At 68.5% G+C, this 16828-nt stretch carries 10 protein-coding genes and 3 pseudogenes; 6 read left to right on the forward strand and 7 right to left on the reverse strand.

Translation table 11 applies throughout. The features are described 5' to 3' along the window. The first annotated feature begins 74 nt into the window (after positions 1-74). Together ACWGJ5_RS04020 and ACWGJ5_RS04025 are read left to right on the forward strand one after the other, a co-directional pair. Positions 75-623: a GNAT family N-acetyltransferase gene (locus ACWGJ5_RS04020; protein WP_453308192.1), complete on the forward strand. Its 549-nt coding sequence runs from the start codon at positions 75-77 to the stop codon at positions 621-623. Between the two features lie 141 nt (positions 624-764). Then, positions 765-920: pseudogene (locus tag ACWGJ5_RS04025) on the forward strand (IS701 family transposase); the annotation flags it as partial. Here the strand turns inward: ACWGJ5_RS04025 and ACWGJ5_RS04030 are convergent. The 3 genes from ACWGJ5_RS04030 to ACWGJ5_RS04040 form a co-directional block, all read right to left on the reverse strand. Beyond that, positions 918-1742: an SAM-dependent methyltransferase gene (locus ACWGJ5_RS04030; RefSeq protein ID WP_453308193.1), complete on the reverse strand. Its 825-nt coding sequence runs from the start codon at positions 1740-1742 to the stop codon at positions 918-920. The pseudogene ACWGJ5_RS04025 and the gene ACWGJ5_RS04030 overlap by 3 nt on opposite strands. Positions 1743-1821: 79 nt before the next feature. Next, positions 1822-2073, reverse strand: a complete 252-nt coding sequence (locus tag ACWGJ5_RS04035; RefSeq protein ID WP_453308194.1) for a DUF397 domain-containing protein — start codon at positions 2071-2073, stop codon at positions 1822-1824. After that, positions 2070-2942: a helix-turn-helix domain-containing protein gene (locus ACWGJ5_RS04040; RefSeq protein ID WP_453308284.1), complete on the reverse strand. Its 873-nt coding sequence runs from the start codon at positions 2940-2942 to the stop codon at positions 2070-2072. The genes ACWGJ5_RS04035 and ACWGJ5_RS04040 overlap by 4 nt, the downstream gene beginning before the upstream one ends. Positions 2943-3322: 380 nt before the next feature. Between ACWGJ5_RS04040 and ACWGJ5_RS04045 the strand changes: the two genes are divergently transcribed. From ACWGJ5_RS04045 to ACWGJ5_RS04060, 4 genes are all read left to right on the forward strand, one after another. Further along, positions 3323-3556 carry a hypothetical protein gene (locus ACWGJ5_RS04045; RefSeq protein WP_453308195.1) on the forward strand — a complete coding sequence of 78 codons (234 nt, stop codon included), beginning with the start codon at positions 3323-3325 and terminating at the stop codon, positions 3554-3556. Positions 3557-5461: 1905 nt separating this feature from the next. Continuing rightward, the gene (locus ACWGJ5_RS04050) at positions 5462-6289 is read left to right on the forward strand and encodes an FAD binding domain-containing protein (RefSeq protein ID WP_453308196.1); all 828 of its coding nucleotides are present in this window, start codon (positions 5462-5464) and stop codon (positions 6287-6289) included. Then, on the forward strand, positions 6286-9003 hold the full coding sequence (locus ACWGJ5_RS04055; RefSeq protein ID WP_453308197.1) for a molybdopterin-dependent oxidoreductase: 2718 nt from the start codon (positions 6286-6288) through the stop codon (positions 9001-9003). Before ACWGJ5_RS04050 ends, ACWGJ5_RS04055 begins: the two co-directional genes overlap by 4 nt. A 6-nt stretch (positions 9004-9009) precedes the next feature. Further along, a complete protein-coding gene (locus ACWGJ5_RS04060) occupies positions 9010-9981 on the forward strand; it encodes an antibiotic biosynthesis monooxygenase (protein ID WP_453308198.1) in 972 nt (323 codons plus the stop codon). Positions 9982-11052: 1071 nt separating this feature from the next. Here the strand turns inward: ACWGJ5_RS04060 and ACWGJ5_RS04065 are convergent. The 4 genes and pseudogenes from ACWGJ5_RS04065 to ACWGJ5_RS04080 form a co-directional block, all read right to left on the reverse strand. After that, entirely contained in the window at positions 11053-12870 is a 1818-nt protein-coding gene (locus ACWGJ5_RS04065; RefSeq protein ID WP_453308199.1) for a hydroxysqualene dehydroxylase, read from the reverse strand. Between the two features lie 631 nt (positions 12871-13501). Beyond that, positions 13502-13822 carry a GYD domain-containing protein gene (locus tag ACWGJ5_RS04070; RefSeq protein ID WP_453308200.1) on the reverse strand — a complete coding sequence of 107 codons (321 nt, stop codon included), beginning with the start codon at positions 13820-13822 and terminating at the stop codon, positions 13502-13504. A gap of 284 nt (positions 13823-14106) precedes the next feature. Beyond that, positions 14107-14644, reverse strand: a pseudogene (locus tag ACWGJ5_RS04075) (DinB family protein). Between the two features lie 728 nt (positions 14645-15372). Continuing rightward, positions 15373-15779 (reverse strand): annotated as a pseudogene (locus tag ACWGJ5_RS04080) (RidA family protein). Positions 15780-16828 lie beyond the last annotated feature (1049 nt).

Raw genomic sequence — 16828 nt, forward strand, 5'->3', positions numbered from 1 at the left:
CGACGGGTCGGAAGCTGCTGCCGCTGTCGGTCGGCCGAAGCTTCTAGCGGCTGGCGTGCGATACGTTGCCCGCCATGACTGACCTTGGACCCGTCGCCTGGCCACCTGCCCCGATCAGGACCGAGCGGCTCGTGCTCCGCGAGTCCGAGGCCGGGGACCGGGCGGCGTTCACCGAGCTGTTCGCATCGCCAGGGGTGGGCACCTACCTCGGTGGCCCTCGACCACGTGACGAGCTCGAGCGCACGTTGCCTGAGGTGCCCGGGCGGCGTCCCGGCCTTTTCGTGATCGATCTCGACGGAGCGATGATCGGCACCATCGAGCTCAACCGGCGCGACGCCGAGCGTCGGAGCCAGGTCCGTCCGGATGCCGGGGAGGCCGAGCTCGGCTACATGTTCCTGCCGGAGGCGTGGGGACGCGGGTACGCCGCCGAGGCGTGCGCAGCGGCACTCGACTGGTACGCCGACGCGCTTCCCGGCGAGCCGGTGGTGCTGTGCACCCAGACCGCCAACGCCCGCTCGATGCGCCTCGCGGCGAAACTGGGGTTCACCGAGGTGCAACGGTTCGAGGAGTGGGGCGCCGAACAGTGGATGGGCGTGTGGTCCTCGGTCACGCCGTCCGGTTGAGCTCGTGCTCGACAGCGCGGAGCGACGGGGCCACCAATCGGTCGTCGGCCTCGGCGCCCGTAGCGGTTCCTCGGCCCTCGTCGCGGTGTGCCCGGTCGATCAGACTCACCCGTCGAAGGATATGGACGCCAACAAGTTGACGTCGCCGAGTTGGTGCAGGTCGCCGGCTCCCGCTGGGCGAACGAGTCGTGCTTCCCGAGCGCGCAGAACGAGTGAGGCCTGGATCAGTACGAAGTCCGCCGCTGCCCGGGTTGGTACCGGCACGTCACTCTCGCGATGCTCGCAGTTGGAGTACTAGGGCTTGACGCCCACCCCCGTCCACAGGCTGACCTGGGCGTCCGTGGGCGACTCAGCTGCGGTGGAGTCTTCGTTCGGGTCGGGACGCCAGCGGTGACCCATCGTGATGCCGGGGTCGAGAAGTTCCAGACCGTCGAAGAAGCGGGCGACGTCTGCGCGGGAGCGGAACTGCACAGGCGTTCCCGCGTTGGTGTAGATGTCGGTGACCTTCTGCCAGGTGGGCGGATCGAGGTCGGGCGTGCAGTGGCTGAGTGCCAGGGCGCTGCCCGAGGGCAGGGCGTCGAGCAGACGGTTGACAATCGCGTAAGGGTCCTGCTGGTCGGTGATGAAATGCATCAAGGCGTTGAGGGACAGGGCCACCGGCTCGTCGAGGTTCAACACCTCTGCGAAGATGGGGGCGTTCAGCAGAGCCGCAGGGTCCTTGACGTCAGCCTCGATGTATGCGGTGCGGCCTTGGGACGTGCTACGCATCAGGCGCTCGGCGTACTTCAGTACGAGAGGGTCGTTGTCGGCGTAGACGACCCGGGCGTCGGGGACGACGGACTGGGCCACCTGGTGCAGGTTCGGCTCGGTGGGGATGCCGGTACCGATGTCCAGCCACTGGCGGATGCCGTACTCTCGCGCGAGAACTCGAGTCGCCCGGTGCATGAATGACCGGTTCTCACGGGCGCACACAAAGATACCGGGATAGACGGCCGCGACATTCTCGGCTGCCTGCTTGTCCACCTCGAAGTGGTCCTTGCCACCGAGGTAGTAGTCGTACATGCGTGCGGAGTGAGGCCTGCTGGTGTCGATGTCCCGCGACGCCGGCGTGCTGCTCATGCTGTTCCCTTCCGTAGATGCGTGGTGTGCAGGCGAGGGGCGACCTCGTGGCGGCGCCTTCTCCTGATCGCGCTGAGGTTCAGCCGGCCGTCAGGTGATCGGCGAGACCCTTCTTGACTCCCTCGAGGAATGCGCTGATCTCCTCGGTGGTGTAGATCAGCGCGGGCCCCGAGGGATCGGTCGATTGGCGCAGCGCAATGCGGCCGTCGGCGAGTTGCTTCGTCTCCACGCACTGACCCCCGTTGGGCCCGCTCCACGGGCACTCCCAGCCGTGCTCACCAAGGTCGGAAGCCGGCATCCCGTTGTAGACACTGACATGGCTTACGGTCATGAGTACTCCTTGCGCATGCTTTGCAACAGCGCCCTGCTGTCCGCGGAGGAGGTCAGCAGCGACATCCGGTTGTGTGCTTCCAGATGGGCGGCGACATCGGAGCGCTGGTCCAGATACATGGAGGCGGTCAGTACCTCGCTGTAGACGACGTCGGGCAGCTCCGGCTCCGCGAACCGGAAGTAGGTGAAGGGGGCGCACGCGCCGACGTGGGCGCCTGCGGAGAACGGAACAACGTCGATGCTGATATGTTCCAGCTCCGAGGCTTCGAGGAGCCGGTCGATCTGCGCGCGCATCACCTCTGCCCCGCCGACAACACGGTGCAGGACGGCCTCCTCCATCACCACCCACAGCGTGGGGGCGTCCTTGCTCTCCAACAGATCCTGCCGGCGCAGCCGCAGCTGGATGCGCCGCTCCAGATCTTCCTCGGAGTCATTGGGAAAACCGCCGCGCAGGACGGCGCGCGCGTAGGCGTACGTCTGCAGCAGCCCGGTGACGTAGTGCGGCTCATAGGTACGCAGAGTCCTCGCGCTGGTCTCCAGGCTGACGTAGGCGGAGAACCAGCCGGGCAGCACATCGCGGTAGTCATGCCACCAACCCGGTTCGTTGGCCCGCTCGGCCAGGGCGACGAACTCGTCGATCTCCTGCCGGTCGGCTCCGTAGGCCTCGAGCAACCTCTCCACGTACAGCGGCTTGAGGGCGACCTCTGCCTTTTCCAGGCGCCGGACGGTCAACGACTTCATCCGCAGGGCCCTGGCGGCGTCCTCCAGCGACACTTCGGCGCTCTGCCGTCTCTCCCGCAGTCGCCGACCGAGGATCATGCGAAGAACTGTTGGCGCGCTGGTCCCCGCCCCCGAACGACCCTCCACCAGGCAACCCCATTCCCTGATAGCACGTCACCATGACGCACCCGCAGGCGACTTGATGGTGAAACCAACTGGATACCGTCTGGCTGAAATTATCAGCGAAGCAGTTGCAGCGTGAAGTCGGCTGCGAGCATAGTTACATGAGTGAGAGGTCCAGCCGGACCCTCGAACCCCCACCGTCAACGGCCCGCCGAGTCCGCACAGTTGTCGCCACCGAACGCCGAGGAAGCACGCCGATTCGAACACACTTGCCGGGAAGGCGTCGCCGCCGCTTCGCATCCTCGCGGCCCGGCCTCGAAGGGAAGACAACCACCATGTCCCCCCACGCACCGCTACTCACCTCCTCGTCACAAGGCGCAGGCACCGGCTCCTCACGTGGAGCAGTCGTGACCGCGACGGGCTTGATGCACCGCTCGCATCCATGGCTCGGCCACATGGTGACGGACTCCGCGACAGGACGGCGAGGAATTCTCCGCGCCATCGCACCGGAAGGCACGGCGCCGGCGCCGGTCGCCTGGCTGGCCCCGCGGCGAGGCGGCATCGAATGGACGACGGCGCCCGAAAACCTCACCGACCCCACGCCGATCACGCCGACCATCCGCCCGGAAGAGACGACGTGAGGCAGCGGATCACCCTCCTCCGTACGTCACGGCCGTAGGTGCCTTGGAAGGCCGTTCAAAGCATGCCTGAGGGGTTGTCGAGGTGGTTCGCACCGATCGCCATGACACTTGCCGAACTATCTGAGTGGGCGTAAGGCTGCGATGTGCCCGTTTGGGCCCGGTGGACACGAAGATGATCGCTGCCAGGGTCTCGCGGTCCCAGGCCCCTCGTCGGCGCCAGCCTGTGGGCGTTTCACCTCCGTCGGCGGTACCACTCGCTGGAACACCATCCACAACTCGTCCGGTACCAACCGCTCAACCAGGCCCGTCACACCCGGGCCAACGAGCGATCACACCAAGAGAAGCCACGTCTTACGCGTGCGTACCGGCGACTCGTCCAGAGCCCACACCACCAGGCCTCGGGATGGCATGAATGCAGGCGATGCCGGGGTGCGGTGTGTCTTCGCCGGGAGCCTCCAGGTCGGGTCGGCCATGGGCGCTCCTGCAGGCAGGCAGCCATCGGCACCTCGTACTCGTACAGCAGGCCGTGCCGGGCCAAGGGCACACCACCAGTTGATGAAATCCCAGCCGTGGGCGGCCCTCTGCCGGTAAGCGATCGGCGGGACCCGCTTCGCCTCCACGATGACGTGCCGCTCTCCCGGGCCGACGACCGCGGCCCGCCGCCCCTGGAGGCACCCCCGTGGTGACGCGGCCGGGGCGCTCATAGCAGCAGATTCGTTGTGGCGAGCCCGAGAGCGGTCAGATGTCAGGCCGTCGTGCCGGCTGCGTGCCGGCACCCCGCGTTCTCCCGGCCCATGCACCGGGCGCGATGCCTGTCGCCCCGTCCGCGCGGCCCCGCGACGCTCTCGGTCGGCCGCCCGGTCCTGGCCGGCCATCGGACTCCTCTTGGCCGAGTACCTCAACGGACCCTCCTGTGCGCCGCTTTCCCAGGACCAGGCCGCAGCGGGCACGGCGTTCGCCACCGAGATGCGCGCCCAGGGCCTCCTCGACCGGCTACGCAACGACGTCCCGTACCCGCCCAGTTGTGGGTCATCACCAGAGATTTGGCCGACTACAGCCGCCTGACTCGGGAGCATCCGACAAGGCGGTCGTGCGACTCTCCGGCCGAACCGGTCCACCTGCGCCTCGCTGGTCTGGAACCTGCCCGCCGTGGTGTGGAGCGCCGCCTCGCTGGAGGCATACGCCGCCCAGGGATCATCGGCGACATCCCGCGGTGCGCGGCTATTGGCGAGCCGTGAATGGTCGGAGCAAGGGCGCCTGCGCTTATCGCCAGGAGTGACAGTTGCGGCGGTGGTCCAGGTGCTCCGGAGGGTGCGCGAACCAGGGTTCCGGCGGCAGGTGGCCGGGCTCACCCGGCCCGCCGGCTGCTGTGTGCCACTCAGCAGGATCCGCCGCCGGTGCTGGTGCGGTGCTGACTCTCTGACGGCGGATGGGGCAAGACCGCAGGTCTGGGTACCACTCGACGGCACAGGTCAGAGGCGTATGTGGGTGGGGCGCCGTAGTTCTCGGCCTGAGAACCGTAGTTCTCGGCCTGAGGACCGTAGTTCTCGGTCTGAGAATGGCTGGGCCCACCATGGCGGCGGCGCCGGGGCCCCTACAGCCGTACCGGGCACATCGCCGGGACGACGGAAGGAGCGGCAGTGGGGTTGACCTGGGACATGGCCCCCCGATGAGCGCGGTTACGGTCAGGAGTCCTCCGGCTACTTTCAGCTGTCCTCGGCCGGGCCGTCATCCGAATGCTGCGATAGGCTGTAGCGAAAGTGTCTGTGCCCGCCGGTCCCTCGCGGCTCAGCCGCCCCGAACGGCGCGGCATGGCGGCCGACACCTGCTCGGTCAGCGGGAAATCCAACAGTGCCAGGGGACATTTGCCTTCCCGTAGGTCCGTTCTCCCGTAGGTCGGTTTTCATGGACCTGAACACCATCACCGAAGTAATCCGGCGACCGTCCGAGCGGCCAGGCCTGGACTGGCACGAGGGCGACGCCTGGCTCGCAGGCGGAACATGGCTCTATTCCGCGGAGCAGCCGGACCTGCGACGGCTGATCGACCTGACGGCGTTGCGTTGGGAGCCGCTTGTTCCCACGGACGAGGGCCTGGAGATCAGCGCCACCTGCACTATTCGCGACCTGTACGCCTTCCCATGGCCGCAGCGCTGGACCGCCGGAATCCTCTTCCGGAAAAGCTGTGAGGCATTCCTGTCCTCGTTCAAGGTCTGGAACGCGGCGACCGTCGGCGGAAACATCTGCATGTCCTTGCCCGCCGGGCCGATGATCACGTTGACGGTCGCGCTGGAGGCGCAGTACGAACTTTGGGCCCCTGACGGCTCCGTGCGCTTCGTCGACGCCCTCGATTTCGTCACGGGCGACCACCGCAACGTTCTCGCCCCCGGGGAGATCCTCCGGCGTATCACCATTCCGGAGTACGCGCTGCGCAAACGCACCGCGCACCGCCGCTTCACGCTGACCCGGCTCGGCCGTTCGACGGTGTTCCTCGTCGGCACGCAACGGCTGGGAGCGAGTGACCTGGTGCTCACCGTCACCGCCGGTACCACGCGGCCGGTCCGCATCGCCTTCGACTCCCTGCCCGATGTTCGAACCCTGCGGCAGAGCATCGACGCCGTGCCGACCGACGTCTGGTTCGCCGATCCCAACGGGACCCCTGACCACCGTCGGCACCTGACACGGCACTTCGCCGAAGAGATCTGCCGCGAACTCACGGCTGGGGACCTGGCATGAGCTACCTCGTGAACGGCACGGCATTCGACCGGGAACCAGCCCCCGGCCAGTGCCTGCGCACCTTCCTGCGCGAACTCGGCCACTTCGGTGTGAAGAAAGGGTGCGACGCGGGCGACTGCGGCGCCTGCACGGTCTGGCTGGACGGCGTACCGGTTCACAGCTGCATCACCCCCGCGTTCCGCGCGGACGGCCGTGAGGTGACCACGATCGAGGGCCTTGGACGGCCCGGCGCACTCCATCCCATGCAGCGGCAGTTCGAGGACGCGCCGGGGTTCCAGTGCGGTTTCTGCACCGCAGGGATGATCATGACGTCGGCGACCTTCACCGAGGACCAGAAGGCGGATCTGCCACGGGCGTTGAAGGGCAACCTCTGCCGCTGCACCGGATACCGGGCGATCGAGGACGCCGTGAAGGGCGTCCGCGCGGTGGAGACGGCAGCACCGGGCAAGGCCGTCGGGACGAGCGTCGGCGCTCCCGCGGGCCACGACGTGGTGACAGGGCACGCCGAGTTCACCATGGACACGCAGATCGACGGCATGTTGCAACTCAAGGTGCTGCACTCGCCCCACGCGCACGCCCGGATCGTCTCGATCGACAAGACGGCCGCACTCTCGGTGCCCGGCGTGCAGCGGGTCTACACCTGGCAAGACGTACCCCGCAGACGCTTCACCACGGCGATCCACACCGACCACCTGGTCGACCCGGACGACACCTACATCCTCGACGACACGGTCCGTTTCGCCGGCCAGCGCGTCGCCGCGGTCCTGGCCGACACGGTCGGGGCGGCCGAGGAGGGCTGCCGGCGTCTCGCGGTCGAGTACGAGGTGCTGCCGGCGGTGTTCGACGCCGAGGAGGCGATGGCCGACGGCGCACCCCAGCTGCACGGCTCCCACGATCCGTTCGTCCGCGACCCCGTCCACAACATCCTGCTCGAACTCCATTCGCACATCGGCGACGTCGACGCGGGATTCGCCGCGGCCGACGTGATCCACGAAGGCACGTACTTCTCACCTCGGGTACAGCACGCGCATCTGGAGACCCATGGTTCGATCGCCTGGATGGAGGACGGCCGGCTGAACGTCCGCACCAGTTCGCAGTCACCGTCGATCGCCAAGGTCAAACTGGAGTACCTGTTCGCGCTGCGCCCGGACCAGCTGAGGGTGTTCTGCAAGCGCGTCGGCGGCGGATTCGGCGGCAAACAGGAGGTGATCGCTGAGGACCTGGTCGCGCTTGCCACCCTGGACACCGGACGGCCCACCTGCCTCGAGTACACCCGTGAGGAGGAGTTCACCACGGCCTCGCCGCGGCATCCGATGACCCTGACGGTCAAGCTCGGCGCGAAGGCCGACGGAACGCTCACCGCCTTCCAGGTACGCAACGTGTCGAACACCGGCGCCTACGGCAACCACGGCGGCGAAACGCTGTACGCGGGCGGAGCCGCCGTCATGATCTACCACTGCCCCAACAAGAAGTACGACGCGTACTCCGTCTACACGAACACCGTGCCGAGCGGGGCGCTGCGAGGTTACGGGATGACGCAGCCGGCGTTCGCCGTGGAGTCGGCGATGGACGAACTGGCCCGCGTCCTTCACATCGACCCGCTGGAACTGCGTCGGCGCAACATCGTGCGGCCGGGTGAGCCCCTGGTCGCCCTGCACGACGGCCCCGACGACGTGATCTTCACCGAGGACGGACTCGCCAAGTGCATCGACTTCGTGGGCGACGCCTTGGTCCGTACGGCCGACCGGCCGCCTCCCGGCCCCGAGTGGCTCGTCGGAGCCGGCGTGGCGAGTTCCCTGCACGAGACCGCGCCCCCGACGGAACACCTCTCCGAAGCCTGGGTCACCCTGGGCGACGATCTCATGTACGAACTGGCGGTCGGAACCCCCGAGTTCGGGGAGGGAACCTCCACGGCCCATGTCCAGATCGCAGCCAACCAGCTGGGCACGACACCCTCGCGGATCCGTCTGGTGCAGTCCGACACCGACCGCACGGGATTCGACACCGGTGCCTTCGCGAGCGCGGGCCTCTTCGTGGCGGGCAACGCGGTCCTGCGGGCGGCCAACGCCGTGCGCGACCGCATCCTGGAATTCGCCGCGGCGCACACGGGCGTCCATGTCGTGATGTGCACGATGGACGACGACGGTGTCGTCTGCGGGGAGCGGCGCGTGTCCCTGGCCGAACTCGTCGCCTTGGCCCGGGCGCGTGGAATCCGTTTCACCGCCGCACGCAAGGCCTACGGCTCGCCCCGGAGCGTCACCTCCAACACGCAGGGGTTCCGGGTCGCCGTGCACCGAGTGACCGGTGAGATACGGATCCTGTACAGCGTGCATGCCGCGGACGCCGGGGTGATCATCAACCCGGCGCAGGTCCGGGGACAGGTGGAGGGCGGTGTCGCCCAGGGAATCGGCTTCGCGCTGACCGAGAACCATCACCTAGACGACAGCGGCGTCATGGTCAACCCGAACCTCCGGAACTACCGCATCCCCGCCTACGCCGACATCCCCCGCACCGAGGTGCTCCTGGTGGGCTCGGCGGATTCGGTGGGGCCCATGCGGGCCAAGGGGATGGCCGAGTGCTGTATCAACCCGGTGGCCCCCGCGCTCGCGAACGCGGTGCATGACGCCACGGGCGTCCGCTACCGTGCGCTGCCGCTGACTCCGGAACGCATTTACGGCCGACTCCCCGCGGAGCAGTCGGTGTCGACAGGTTGAGTCACCATGAACACCGGAAAGAACATAGCTGCCGCGGCGACGGCGATCATCGGCCAGAAGGTCCTGCCCGGCATGGAGCGCGAGTTCGAGGCGTGGCAGGAGGGCCTCAACACCGCGGCCGCCTACTACCCCGGTTTCCTCGGCGCCGAGATCTCACCGCCGACACCGCTGCAACCCGACTGGGTCGTCGTCTACCGGTTCGACTCGGTGGCGCATCTGCAGGCGTGGATCAACAGCGCGACCAGGCAGACGTATCTCGACGTCGGCGCCAAGTACTTCGACGGTCCGGCGACCCAGCAGGTGGTCAGCAGTGGCACGCAGTCACTGGATCCGCTGGTCACCGTGGTGGTCACCCACCGCGTCCACCCGAACCAGATCGACGACTTCCTCGCCTGGCAGCACCACATGGTCCAGGAGGAGAGCAAGTTCGAGGGGTTCCGCGGGACGGAGCTCTTCCGCCCCATCGAGGGGCTCCAGGAGGAATGGACCACGCTGTACCGCTACGACAGCGCCGAACACCTCGACGCCTGGCTGACGTCGCCCCAACGGCAGAAGATCCTGGCCGAGGGCGAGAAGTTCAGCGACTTCAAACTGCATACGATCGACAACTCGTTCGGCAGTTGGTTCGCCTTCGAGGGCAACGGCAAGGAGGCACCGCCGCCGCCCTCCGAGACCAGGACCTCCCTCGCTGTCTGGGTCGGCCTGTACCCGACCGTCGTGCTGCTGACGCTTGCTCTGTCCCCGCTGCACTTGCGGCTCTGGATCGGCCTGCTCGTGGGTAACCTGCTGTCGAGTTTCCTCATGAGCTTCCTCACCATGCCCTACTACGTGAACCCGTTGCTCGGGCGGTGGCTGCGGCCATCGCCGGACGAACCGGCAAGGGCCAACCTCCGTGGCCTCGGTGTCGTCGTGGTGGCGATAGCCTTCTGGGCTGTCGTCTTCTACCTCGTGACGGTCCGGTTCTGGACGCTGCCCTGACCGGCGACCGCCCGGACGGTAGCCGTCCGGGGCCGTGTACTGGTCCGGGCCGTGGTCGCCCGACAAGGCGTACACCAGGGTGTGATCGCCAGAAGTTCATGTCCGCGGAGCCCATGGTCTTCTTGACCCCCGCTCGCTCGCTGCGTGACACACTCGTCTGCTGCGTACCCAGCAGTGTTGGGTCCGGTGCTGGTCCGGTGCCGACCGGGCGTCCGCCAATGAGACAAAACCCCAGGTCCTAGCCCGGATCGAATGGGTTGTCGTACCACTCGATGGTGGTGCCGATGACGCCGGCGGCCACGAGGCGGGGGAGCTTGGACGGGGCTGGAGGAGCGCTTGGGGCGACGACGGGGGGCAGCGTCGGGGGGTCCCTCAGGCCAACGGCAAACTGCCCGGGGGGAGGGGTTCACGGTGATGAAGTGGTCCAGGATCGGGAACATGCCGAGGCCGTCGATCTGTTGCCGCAGCGCGACCTGTGCCGGCGTGTCCGGCAGCAGCAGCCCGTAGAGCACGTACAGGCGGTAGAACCCGCGCAGACCGACCAGCACCGTCCGCGCCCGCACCACCTCCTCATCACTAGCCCGCTTCACCCGACACATCGAATCCGCGTGCCTATCAGACGGCCCCCGGTCCACCGGCGGCTCCTCGCCGCGCTTGGTGCGCCATGCTGCTGAAGTCCGGCCCCTCCGCCTCCACCGGCCGTCCTCGCCGGCTTCGAGCGTCGCGCGCACCAGGGCGGGGCTCGCCGCCCGCGGTACGGCCCGATGAGCCGGACGGCGACTGCATACAACGCATCGTGGCCCGCCGAAGATGGCGCGCCGGCTCGGCCGCGCTCTCCACCACCAACGGATCGACCGCGTGCCCCCGGCCACGCCCGAGCCCCCGCCGCCGATGCCGCGGCAACGACGCCGGAGGCCGCCAGCTCTCCAGCCGGCTCGCCGTCACCACCGCCCCCCGCACAGCCGCCCGCCGCATAGAGAGAGTGCGGGGGGAGAGAACCCACCGAAACGCGGAGGCCCCGCATGCTTGGTTCGATCCCGCCGCTCTCGCCGGAGCAGCGGTCCTTACGGCTCATCCCAGGTCGAAGGTATTGGGCAGACCCAGTCTGTAGCGCACCTCGTCGACCCGCTTCAGGGGCTCCATCTCCGGCGGCCGGTACAGCTCCCACACATGGCATCGCTCTGCGTCCGAACGGTCCGCGTCGAGCAGGGCGTTGACGGCTCGCCGCGCGGACTCGTTGGCGCCTTCCATGGTCGCGAGGTCGACGTCGGTGCGGACGTAGTCGCCCGCGAGGAAGAAGTTCGGGATCGCCGTCCGCGCCGAGGGGCGATGGTAGAGCGTGCCCGTCGGGTGGATGAGGAGCTGTTCGCGGTTGTGCGGGTCGGGGCCGCCCAGGCCCGTCACCGCCGGGTCCATGAACCAGCCGAGGCGGTCCTCGTCCCTGAGCGTGGTCTTGCCCGCGTCGTTCAGCCCGTCCTTCAGCTGCGCCCACAGCTCGGCGACGATCTCGTCCCTGGTGCACTCCTTGGCCGTCTTGCCGTACAGGATGCCGGGCCTGTCCCACTCCGAGATGATCGCGGAGAGGCAGTCGTGGGCCCGCCCGTCGCCGTAGTCGCGGGAGAAGTCCCGTACGTCCCAGAACTGCGCCTGGCCGACGGCCGTCACCGACCAGGGTGAGTCGAGGCAGTTGATGTGTCCGTGCACGACAGGCGTGGGCGTGCGCAGGTAGAACATCACTCCGGTCATCCAGTCCGTCTTCAGCGCGTCGCACCGGCCGAGCTGCGGGTCGGCGGCGCGCAGGGCCCTGCCCCAGGTGATGCGGGCGTGTTCGACGGGCATTGCGGAGACGTAGTGGTCGGCGGTGACGGTACGCTCGTGGCCGCCGTCGCGGGCCGCGACGCGAACGCCGGTCACCCGCCCGCCCTCGTACCCGACCTCCAACACCTGCGTGCCGGTCACGAAGTCGACGCCGAGCGAGCGCAGATGCGCCTCCCAGGGGTCGATCCAGGCCTCGCTGGTCGGAGCGTTCAGGACGCGGTCGATGTCGGCGTCGCCGTCCATCCCGCGGCCGAGCAGGCCCCACAGGATCAGGGCCTCGATGATGACGCGACCGACCGTCCTGGTCGACGCCACCTCGGCGCGGGTGGCTACGAGATTGCGGGTCTGCCCGATGCCGAGGAGCGTCTGGTACTCCCTGCTCATCTCGCCCGCGCGGATGAAGTCCCACCAGGCGACCTTCTCCCACTGGTCCTCGCGGCGTGCCTCGCAACTGGTGAGGTGGACAAGGAGACGGTTGGCGAAGTAGGCGGCCTCGTCGGCAGGTAGGCGGGTGCCCACATCCAGGACGGACAGGATCTGGTCGCGGATCCAGGACGCGGTGATGTCGCCGGGCGCCGGCGGGGTCGTGATCCGGCGCAGCGGGAAGTGCAGGTCGGGGCGGCCCGAGTCGCGGGCGAACAACTCCTCGGTGGCGTTGCGGAGGTTGCCGTGGACGCCGTCGGCGCTGCCGGGGAAGGGGATGCGGCGCATCGTGTCCGGCAGGTTCCGGTAGAAGCCGGGGAAGAAGCGGAAGCCGTGCTCGCCGGGCAGGGGCTTGCGGCCGTCGGCGGCCGTGCCGGGGACGTCCATCGAGCGGGCCTTGCCGCCGAGGGTGTCGTAGTACTCGTAGACGGCGACGGCGTAGCCGCGTTCGGCGAGTTCGTGGGCGGCGCTGAGCCCGGAGACGCCGCCGCCGAGGACGGCGACGCGCCGGGTGGAGGGCGTGGCCGCGGCTGCCCGCGCTCCGGGCCGTAACGCGGTTGCGCCGACCGCACCGCCGGCGGCCGTGAGGAAACGTCTGCGGGAGTGTCCGACAGTCGACTGGGGCTGCTGCGCGTGTTTTGTCGTCATGATTCCGGGAGGTTAGGGAGGGTTCCGGGAGCCCGGAAGCCTGTTTCCCGTCCTCCACAGCATCCTCACCATCACTGGGAGAAGCAGACATGCCACGTGTGTTCGCGCAAGGCGCCCGCCATGTCGAGCACATCGAGAGACGGCCTTCCACGAGGGCGCCCGCCGCTTCCACACCGGCCCGGACGGCGCGCCGAGCCACACCTTGCCCCTGCCGCCGGGCCGCCACGGTCTGCGGAAGGCCGCGCAGATCCTGTTGCTCCAGCGGCTGGTCGGCGTCCGCGTCCGACTGCCACCGCGCATGCCTCACGGACACCCGATCCCACCGCTGCGCATCCTCCACAACCCGCGTTCCGGCCCCGCAGCGCCGTGCCGCGCACAACCGGCAGCCGAACGCCACCGGCGCCGCCACCGCCCGGCCACACGTCACACCGCGTGTGCCACGCCCTCATCTCAGCCGAACGTGGCGTCCTCGGCGGAAAAGGCCGGCCCTGGCACGTTGGCTCCCAGCGGGCCCGGTCGGTGGAGATCCTGCGGCTCTCCGCCGTCCTGAAGTGGCTCTGGGGGACGGCTTGAGGCGGGGCCAGTAGGAGGTGCAATGCTCCAGCGCGACCTTCCGTCGGGCCATCTTGGTCTACGCGCCGGGAGGGCGGAAGGTGACCTTTCGGCGGGCGGCCTCGTCGATCTCCTCGAGAGTGAGGAGGGGAGTGGCCCGGGTGTGGAGTGCGCCGCTGGCCTTGACGCTGAGGCTGACGGCGGCCATGGCGACCGGGTCGGGGAAGTCGAGGATGCACACGAGGTCGTCCTCTCCGAAGGCGAAGTACATGGCCTCGACCGTCCCGCCGAGGCCGGCGACGACCTGGTCGACGGCGGCGCGGCGGCCACTTGCGCCTTCCTGGAGCAAGCCCTTCGCCCCCTCGGGGGTGTAGGTGGCGTGGATGAGGAACTTCGGCATAGGGGCGCTCCCTGCCCGTGACTTGTCCGGTATGCAGATCGGCCTTCCCGCTGGCACGCCGGCCGCCACTCAACGGACGGCTGGATTCACTCGTACGGCACATCGGCATGTGCCTGCATGGGGCAGCACCTGAAGCGGCAAAAGGCCACCTGTGGTCGGGTGGTCGTGGCCCGGGAACCCAACCACATCGGCCTGGCCACAGTGATGTGACCTCGACATGGGGCGAGGGGCGGTCGCAGGAGCCGCGTTGCTGACTCGGAGAGACCTGCGGCAGGGAGGGCCGGCTACTCGCCCGTGGCGCCGTCGATGGCTTCGCGCAGGAGATCCGCGTGCCCGATGTGGCGGGCGTACTCCTCGATCACGTGCTCAAGGACGAACCGCACGTCGGTGTCACCGAACTCCGGACTCGACACGATGCGCGCAGTGTCGTCGGTGACCCGCGCGAACACCCGCCGCGACTCCTCGCACGCCTCCACGTAGTCCTCGTAGACGTCCCCTGGCCGGTGTGGGGTCCGACTCGTCGTACCACTCGTCACCGGCAGCGGTGACGTACGTCCTGTGAGGGAAGAATCGAGGGGGTGTGCCCGCCAGCATCCGCTGGAACCAGTGACGCTCGACCCCCTGCAGATGGCGCATGAGCCCCAGCAGGGTCAACCCCGAGGTGCGCACGGGCCGTTGCCGCAGTTGTGCCTCCGAGAGGCCCTCGCACTTCCACAAGAAGGTTGCCCGGTGGTAGTCGAGGTTCGAGGCGATCACCTCCAGCCATGAGCCCGATCTCGTGCGCTCAGGTCGAATGATCTTGTGGACTACGACTTCGCTCACGCCGGGGTCTCCTTGCTCGTGATGGGGCTTGGTCGAGAACGCGCCCGCGATTCCGGGACTGGGCGGCGTCCCACTGCCACCCGTGTCAAGCGCTTCCGCCCGAGAAGACTCGACTCGGCCTCGAAACTCATCGCAGCGCGCCTCACCCACCACTGCACGCTGGTCAGGCGCACGCTTTCCACGAATTGGGTGCGCGTCGGCGGGCGGTGTGGGAGCGTGGGGCCGGCCGGGCCCGTCGCTCTCCCCCGTGGCGACGGGCCCAGTTCTCGTTGAAGGGATGCGTGGCTGTGCCCGTCGACCGGCCTGCCGCGCGTACCCCTGACTTCTCGGTCGTCGTCGCCCGGTCCGACCACGAGCTGGTGGGCCAGCTATGGGAGTTCACCGCAGGCCGGTGACCCCGAGAAGGGAGAGCGGGGGTGCTGCCCCGGCCACCGGTTCCGAGGCCACCGGCCGGACGGACCACCCACCATGACGCCATCGGAAAGAGACGTCTCCCGCGAACCCTGGCTTCGGCCCGGCCCGCGCGGGCACCAATCGCCTCACTGCTGCCCGCGCGTGGGTGTGGGGCACCCGTCATGGGCGCGCCGGGCCGGCCCACATGCTGCGCGGCGCTTGCTGCATCGCCGGACGTTGAGGTGATCGCGGCGGGCGGTGACCAGACGAGTCATTCCGATGTGACTGAGCATGCTGGTCGGCCACTTCGGCGGTCAGCGACCAGGAGTCTCCGTTCAGTCGAGGATCGCGGTGGCTTCGATCTCGACCAGATGGTCGGGGACGTCCAGTGCCGCAACACCCAGCAGCGTGGCCGGTGGGACCGGAGTCCCCCCAGCTTCGCGGCTGCCCGGGAGATCCCCTCCAGGAGCAGGGGCATCTCGTCGGGGGTCCAGTCGACGACGTACAAGGTCAGTTTCGCCACGTCGTCGAAGGAGCCGCCGACCTCGGCCAGGGCGATCCCGATGCTGAGGTAGCAGTGCTCCACCTGGGCGGCGAGGTCGCCTTCGCCGACCGTGCCCTCCTCGGCGTTCCGGGCGACCTGCCCGGCGATGAGGACCAGCTTCGATCCTGATGCGATCGACACCTGCCGGCAGACATCGATCTCGGGCAATCCGCTGGGGTTCACCAGGGCGATGGCCACGCTGCCTGCCTCCTTGGCGAAGCTCAGCATCGCCTGGGCGACGGCAAGGCAGACGAGTTCGGAGTCTGTCAACCGTGGAGGCCTCAGCATTCGGAATGCCGCGGGTGTTCTCGCGCAGACGGGTGATCGTGACAGCCACGTCGCCGTCTGCGCCACGGACCGAGTAGTGGGGGAGAGGGCATTCGACAGCTTCCGCGGTGCTCCTCCACACTCCTAGCCGGTGGCGGAGGAGACGGGGTGGTGATGCGGCGCCAAGGGGGCGTGTCCTGTTTGGCGTTCGACTCTGAACGCGCCTGCGCTCGCTCCATCCGGCGAACAGCACATCCGATGCATGGCAGCGGCGTGGGGCATTGGGATGGACTGGGTCACGAGTCGCTCATCCGCGGTCGGGATGCAGGAGGAGAATGGCGCAGCTTGTCTCAGGGCGCCCAGCTCGTGATCGCATCTTGACAGTGCGGAGCACCGAGGAGGCGGGGTGCTTCGGCCGCCCCGCCAACTCGTTCATCGTCCGCCTGGGTTAGGGGTTGGCAATGACACTGTCACAGTGGCAGAGAGCGTTGGAGTGGCTGGCTGCCGCAGCAAAAGACTCGCGCGCGTGTCGCGACGAATGGATACACGGCTTAACCGGGGTCCACCTCTTGGCCACCGGGCGCCTGTGGGATGTCCTGACTGTTCCTGAGCCCCTGGGCCTCTACACCGCCGAACTACTCAACACCATGTCGGTGACCAAACGGGGGCCGGTTCTGCACGACAGTCGAGGCCGCCGCGTGGGATTCCTCCTGCCGCCCGACCCCACCGCCCTGTGGGCCGGTCACAACCTGAGATATGTCTCGAAGGGCGGCTGGATCGCGGCCCCCGCCCCGCACTGCCGGTGGGGGACACTGCACTGGCTCATCCCACCGGACGGCAGCGGCGCTCTCACCCCACCTGCACTTCTGGAACTGGCCCTCGACCAGGCCCTTCGCCAGATGGCCCATGTCCATGGCTGCTCCCGGCGCCACCTTGCGCCGTGCCGGCGGACAGCCGAGCCCGCTGCGAGCCCCACAGGC

It is taken from the genome of Streptomyces sp. NPDC054783 (assembly GCF_053611725.1).